The sequence below is a fragment of the Candidatus Poribacteria bacterium genome (assembly GCA_009839745.1).
Lineage (GTDB): Bacteria > Poribacteria > WGA-4E > WGA-4E > WGA-3G > WGA-3G.
The window spans coordinates 1-4,603 of sequence record VXPE01000099.1 but is presented as its reverse complement, the minus strand read 5'-3'; the positions used below and the strand labels follow the sequence as shown (position 1 = coordinate 4,603).

General features: G+C 45.4%; 4 protein-coding genes. All 4 read left to right on the top strand.

Going from position 1 to position 4,603, the window contains the following annotated elements; all coding sequences use genetic code 11:
- The first annotated feature begins 101 nt into the window (after positions 1-101).
- The 4 genes from F4X88_15290 (at position 102) to F4X88_15275 (ending at position 4,524) form a co-directional block, all read left to right on the top strand.
- Positions 102-389: a hypothetical protein gene (locus F4X88_15290; GenBank protein ID MYA57650.1), complete on the top strand. Its 288-nt coding sequence runs from the start codon at positions 102-104 to the stop codon at positions 387-389.
- A gap of 454 nt (positions 390-843) precedes the next feature.
- Positions 844-2,553, top strand: a complete 1,710-nt coding sequence (locus tag F4X88_15285; GenBank protein MYA57649.1) for a glycosyltransferase — start codon at positions 844-846, stop codon at positions 2,551-2,553.
- Between the two features lie 9 nt (positions 2,554-2,562).
- The gene (locus F4X88_15280; protein MYA57648.1) at positions 2,563-4,200 is read left to right on the top strand and encodes a glycosyltransferase; all 1,638 of its coding nucleotides are present in this window, start codon (positions 2,563-2,565) and stop codon (positions 4,198-4,200) included.
- Positions 4,201-4,251: 51 nt separating this feature from the next.
- Entirely contained in the window at positions 4,252-4,524 is a 273-nt protein-coding gene (locus F4X88_15275; GenBank protein MYA57647.1) for a hypothetical protein, read from the top strand.
- Positions 4,525-4,603: the final 79 nt, after the last annotated feature.

Here is a 4,603-nt window from a genome sequence, read left to right as displayed (position 1 = left end):
ACCTGCTTTTCTGCTTTTCTGCATCTTAATTCTTAAAATTGTCCAAACTTTAGTTTCCGTCAATATACGCCTATAATCTACTCCTTCAAAAAGGAGGTAGAATGATGTATGAGTATTCAGTCTATGTCACATCCGTGACCGATGGTGATACCTTTAACACTGCAACCCAACGAATTCGCTTGGCGAATATAAGCACGCCCGAAAACAGCACCCCCGAAGGACAAAAATCCACTACCTATCTGAAGTTCCTCATAGAGCGGAAACGCGTCACAATCAAATCGGTCGCTACCGATGTTTATGGTCGTGTAGTTGCTCACGTCTGGCGATACTCAGATAACTTGTACATCAATCGAAGGATGGTCGATAGCGGACACGCCGATTGGGAGTAGGTTAAGGGCTTATCGCTGTTAGCGGTGGTTTCCGAGACATCGCACACCAGCGCCGCTGCCTTTGGAACTCTGCAAAATCTGCAGAGGTTGGGTATGCAAAATGTGCCGACTGCGAAAAATTTGCATAGTGTTCTGTCAACCTTATATTGATAAGTAAAAGATATTGATAAGTAAAAGTATTTAGAGAGCGGCTGTATACTGTGCTGTCGGCTTATCTTCCTGTGGGAGCTGGCTGTGCTCGCGACTTCTATACCCATCAACTTTGACCTGCCAAAGCAATAGCCACATTTTCCGAAAATCCACGAACGACGTAGGTTTTTCCAATTGGCATGAGAATTGCAACATAGAGGGTGCTGGGTAATACGTCGAAGATTCATTAGAGACTTATATTGTTTTAACAAACATTATTTCAAAAATTGGAACGAAATAATGTGTTGTATATAGGAAGAAAAATATGCTTGATTTTCCCAAACATCTTCATCAACTCCATATCTTTGAGCAAGACGATTGCCTGTACGCAGCAGACCTGGATAAAGCGCGCATCGTCGAAATCTCTCCTGTAATAGCCGATATTCTGAAGTTCGCGGAAACACAGACAGGGAAAGAAATCACGGAGGGGCTGAAAACGCTTTATAGCAATGAAGAAATCAAGGATGCATTTGAGACATTGACCGAGTATACTGAACAAGGTTTGCTTTTTACCCGTGGTGAGAAGCCAGCTGTATTTTTCGCGGGAAAAGACAACCTCCGTCAATTGTTATTGTTAGCACAGCGGGTTAATTCTGGTATGCTTTTAGACATAGAAAATACCAGCGCAGGTACCAACATCGCTCTTGCTTATACTATTCGGGCATTGAAGGAATATGCAGTGGTCTATTTTGCTGGGAAACAAAATAGGAAAGTCAGCAAGAATCTATATGAAGTGGATTTGAGTCTGCGCGACATAAGCCAAGCACCTAGAAAAATTGCCGAACGTTATGACGGTATTCTAACGCTGCATTTGGAAGCGAATCCAGATTCACTTCTTCCGTTATTTCGATGTCCCGAACTTCCACCGATTCTGATGCAGGTGCACGCCCTGCGTGGACATGGTGGGACTAGTGTCCGTTCTGTCCTACGGTCCTATGCCGCCTTGAGAGATTATGATGCTTTCACTGCTCCTTCGGACTCCGTTGGTGAGTTCTATTCCCGTTTCGTTTGGGATAAAAGCGTTTTTCACACGGTACCAAACGGTGTTGACCAGAATCTGTTTCGTCCAATGGACAAACAGCAAGCAAAACAAGAAGTTGCTGAATTAGTGGGAGACACTCGGATCGAAACGATGCCCACGGTCGGATACCTCTCTCGCCTTCAAGCCGAAAAAGGTGCCTCTATCTACCTTCAATTGGCAGAACTCAACCCACATATCCTCTTCTTGCAGGCCGGTTGGAATGAGGGCAGATATGCACACCGAACGATGCCCGAAAATTTGGTCTATGTTGGGTTCCACCCGCGCGAAAAACTACCCCTGATTTACAACGCCTTTGATGTGTATTGCTTCCCTTCCGTGTCCGGCGAGGAAACATTCGGATTAACAGTGCTTGAAGCAATGGCGTGCGGTGTGCCGCCAGTTATCTCTGACTTTGACGGTGTGCCTTCTGTCGTGGGAGATGCTGGAATGATAGTCCCGGCCCTTCATTTTGAGCAGGACATCGCCACTGTTAGTAGTTACGCCTCACCGTTTGACTATTCAGAAAAAGTAAACTTATTGCTGAATAGTGCCAAGCTGCAACAAGATTACGCGCAAAAAGCACTGAGCCGTGCACAAACCTTCACTTGGGAGAAAACTGCACAACGGATACTCGCTCTCTTTGAAGAACTTAACAAAAAAAAGAAGTTGTTTTGCGAAAACAGACTTGATGTCCTTTTCGCCTCCTATTGGAACTGGCACAGGAGACAGATAGAACAGAAGTCAGTTGTATTGAATCTGAATAAGCGATACGAGACTCCGCTAAATCCATTTGGCACTTTCAATCAACCGACGGAGGATGGTTTGGTTATCAGTCTTCTCAAAGAACACACTTGCAGAGAAATAGAAGCGATTCTTTGCGAACTTGTGGAAGATGAAAATGCTGCGAAGGCGATACTTGCAAGATGTCACGGTTTTATTCAAGCCACGGCGTGAGGTTTTATAATGAAAGTACAGACAAAGTACCGAGTTCATCAACATCACAAATTTGAACACGGCGGACGGAAATACGCCGCCGATCTGGAATCCAACATCACCGTTGAAATTAACGAAATAGAGTGGGCTCTCCTTAATCGTGACCTCACAGAAACAATTTATGAAACCGTTGAAGGACTGAAATCGCAATTTGAAATCGATCAGATTTTTGAGGGCATTGAGCGGTTACAACGACTTAGCAGGCGGAGGCACCTGTTGAGTCCTACAGAGGTTACAAGAACATCTCCGCAATCAGAAGAAAGACTCAAGTTACTCGTTCCAATCCAATTTGTACAAGAACAATCTGCGCTGGATGCTGTAACGAATGAGAATCGCTATCATCTATTGGCAGCTCTCTCAAAACATGCCGAATTGGAAACCCTTAATACGACTGGCAGATCATCTGTCGAATTTGGTGAATTCGTCTCAATTCGCAACTTAGAAACCAAAGGCGAGCACAGTTTTCCACTGCCGTGGTATGCTATGGATGGCTACGATGGCATCCTCCTCCTCAGTCAGTTTCTATGGCACGATATTTTATATTATCCGCAAAACGTTCCTGTGTTTCGTTGCCTTGAGAGCGATAGGAAACTGGGGGATACCGCGCTTTCCGAAACTTTGGAGCATTATGCTGCACAGAAATCTACAGATCTGCTTCTCCCCAAAGCCTCGTGGCTCACGGATTGGCTTTCAGATTTCGGGGTAGCCCTTGTCGGAATGCATACGATTGGAGAAGGTATTAATGTTGTTGAATCAATCGGTAGGCCCTTAGCAAAGCAACATACCGCCGTGCTCACAGAAAACCCGCGATTTGCAAGACAGCCTGTGGTGGGAGTTATTTCGGGTTTTAAACCAAACACCGGGGTATCGGTGATATCAAAACTCGCCGCAGCAAACCCATACCTTGCCTTCTTTGTCTATGATTCGATTTTGGCTAAGGAGTACCGAGACCCACCAAGTAATGTGGTGATTTTCAGCGCAGAAGAGGAAGAGACGCGGGCGGTATTACCAATCTTTTTCCAAGCATTAGACCTCGTTTGTTTTCCTGCTGTGACAGGTACTTCACCCTCATTAGTTTTGGAAGCAATGGCTTATGGTACACCTGCAGTTGTCATCTCACAATACGGACTACCCCCTGAAATTAAAGGAGCAGGGGTACTTGTACAGTGTCCAGCTGGGAGAGGAAACGAGTTGGATATTCCGATGCAGCATCTATCTGAAACTATAAACCAATTACTAATAGACACAGAACGACATGAAAAGTATGAGCAGATAGCAAAAGGATTCGCAGCAAGATATACGTGGGAAGGTATCGCTCAGGAAATCGTGAGGCTGTTTAAACAAAGTTCAGCGCCTGCCAATGCACACTGTCAATCATCAGCACCTCTATCTGGTCAACCCCTCTTCTGTCGATACTATGATCCGAGAACCAATACAACTTACTCAAGTGCCTATCGCGAGGAAACGAAACAATTTGAACGCCTTGAAAATGCTTTGGCAGAGGTATTGTCGAAGTCCCATACCCCTACTGAAGTTGAAACGGTTTTCAAGCATTTCCGGCGTCACGAAGGACTTCACACTGGAAATGGGCACAACCTCAAAGGTTGAGTCAATCCCGCCGGGTCTGAGATCCCCGGTAAAAAGAAAGGAGAAAAACCCATGAAAAATCTCAAGTCGCGTATCAGTGACTTTCTCGCTTCTGAGGAAGGTCGCGTCGGTGTGAAAACGCCGTTGGGCCTCGGTGTTGCTGCTGGTGGAATTCTGCTAGCATACGCAGGCACTGCACCAGAAGCTGATGCTTGGTCAGCGTGCTCTAGCGACGGTGACTGTAACGATGGACAGGAATGCGAAGAGCGATGTTTCCCAGTCTATGTTGGAAACGGTAGCTTTGAGTGTGAATATCACCATGTTTGTGTTGCAGCTAACCAATAGCGACCACACAGTCTTTTATCGTTAACGCCTTGTGCTAATTGTTTTTCCCGTATTTGAGAGGAACAGCGTTTTGTTTTTC

Coding starts and splice junctions, on each gene's coding strand:
- F4X88_15290 (MYA57650.1), top strand. CDS start 102: ATGATGTATGAGTATTCAGTCTATGTCACATCCGTGACCGATGGTGAT.
- F4X88_15285 (MYA57649.1), top strand. CDS start 844: ATGCTTGATTTTCCCAAACATCTTCATCAACTCCATATCTTTGAGCAA.
- F4X88_15280 (MYA57648.1), top strand. CDS start 2,563: ATGAAAGTACAGACAAAGTACCGAGTTCATCAACATCACAAATTTGAA.
- F4X88_15275 (MYA57647.1), top strand. CDS start 4,252: ATGAAAAATCTCAAGTCGCGTATCAGTGACTTTCTCGCTTCTGAGGAA.